At 69.0% G+C, this 1,396-nt stretch carries 1 protein-coding gene; it reads right to left on the bottom strand.

Features of this window, described 5'->3' with window-relative positions:
- Nucleotides 1–160: 160 nt before the first annotated feature.
- A partial coding sequence (locus AB0395_RS48415; protein ID WP_366295150.1) for an IS1380 family transposase occupies nt 161–1,396 on the bottom strand: 1,236 nt, incomplete at its 5' end.

The raw sequence follows: 1,396 nt of genomic DNA, 5'->3' as shown, positions 1-1,396 counted from the left end.
CCTCGATCTTTCGTGATCTTCGTGTGGTGGGCTGAGGTATTCGGCTGAGAGTCGATTTCGCTTCCTGGTCAGCGTGGTGGCCCGGCTGTCGCGCCGGGTGGGCGGGGTTCCACGAGCCCGTGGGTGTCCTTTCCTGGTTGGTGGGACGGTTTGGCGCTGGTCAGGGCGGCGCGGGTAAAGCTTGCAGACGGGTGACGGCGGTGATGATCTGCGGTGCCCAGGGCCATCGGGCAGCGATGCGCAGCCGCAGGCGCCGGCCTCCGCGAACCAGGCGCCCGGCGACGGCGAACAGGCGCAGTCTCAGCCGTTTGGGCTCCCAGCGGCGGGCGGGGCCCTCCAGAGAGAGCTGTTGCGTCCAGGTCATGAGTTCGCAGGCCAGGGCGACGATCTCGCACCAGATCTGGTTTTGGGTGAAGTCGTGCAGCGGCAGGTTGCGCAGGCCGGTGTCCTTGGCGGTGCGGATGCGGTCCTCGGCTCGGGCGCGGCGACGATGGCGTAGTTCCAGATCGGGAAGTTGCCCGCCGCTGGTGTTGGTGACGAAACAGGTGAAGCGGTGTCCGCCGGGATCGGTGAAGCGCGGTCGCGCGCCGGGGTGCGCACGCTCTTTGCGGACGATGACGCGCATCTTCTTGGGCCAGGAGGTGAGATTCAGCATGCCGGTGATCTCGGCGACCCACGCGCCTGGCCGTACGTGACCGTCGGCGTCGTAGGCCGGGGTCCAGGCTGTGGCCGGTAGGCGCAGGATTACGGCGCCGATGTCGTCGGTGACGGTGAAGCCGATGGAGTACTTCAGCCATCGGCCGGGGCGGGTCAGCCAGGTGAGGAACTCATGGGTGCCGCCGCCGGAATCAGTGCGGATCAGGACCTGACGGCGTTGGAGCCTGGGTATTTGAGCCAGGGCCAGGCCGGTGGCGTCGATGTGGTCGGTGGCGGTGTTGGAGCCGGCGTTGCCCGGTCGCAGCACGATGGCCAGTGCTTCTCCGGCGCCGCCGCTTCCGTGGTCGGCGAAGGCGGTCATGGGGTGGAAGCCGTAGGTCTTCTTCCAGGTTGCCGTTGCGCCTTCCTTGTCGGAGTGGGCGGTGACGATGGTCGCGTCAAGATCGAGGGGGATCAGTTCACCGTCGGCTCCGGGGGCGGCCGGTCCGGCCAGGGCCCAGGCCCGCCGGCGGGCGGTTGCTCGCGCGGCGCGGATCGCTTTCAACGCTTTGGCGGGGGTCGCGGCGAGCCGGTCGATCAGGCGGGAGACGGTCGGATCGGAGGCGGTGGGGCCGAACAAGTCCGGTTGAGATCGCACGAGCGCGATGTCGGCGAGGCAGTCGCCGCCGAGGGCGAGGGTGAGGGCGAGATCGGTGATGACCTTGCCGGGATCGTGGATTGCCCGGGCGGGTCGCCACGG

The organism is Streptosporangium sp. NPDC051023, from assembly GCF_040689595.1.
Lineage (GTDB): Bacteria > Actinomycetota > Actinomycetes > Streptosporangiales > Streptosporangiaceae > Streptosporangium.
Note: the sequence above shows the minus strand (reverse complement) of the source record. Positions and strands in the feature narration are given on the sequence as shown.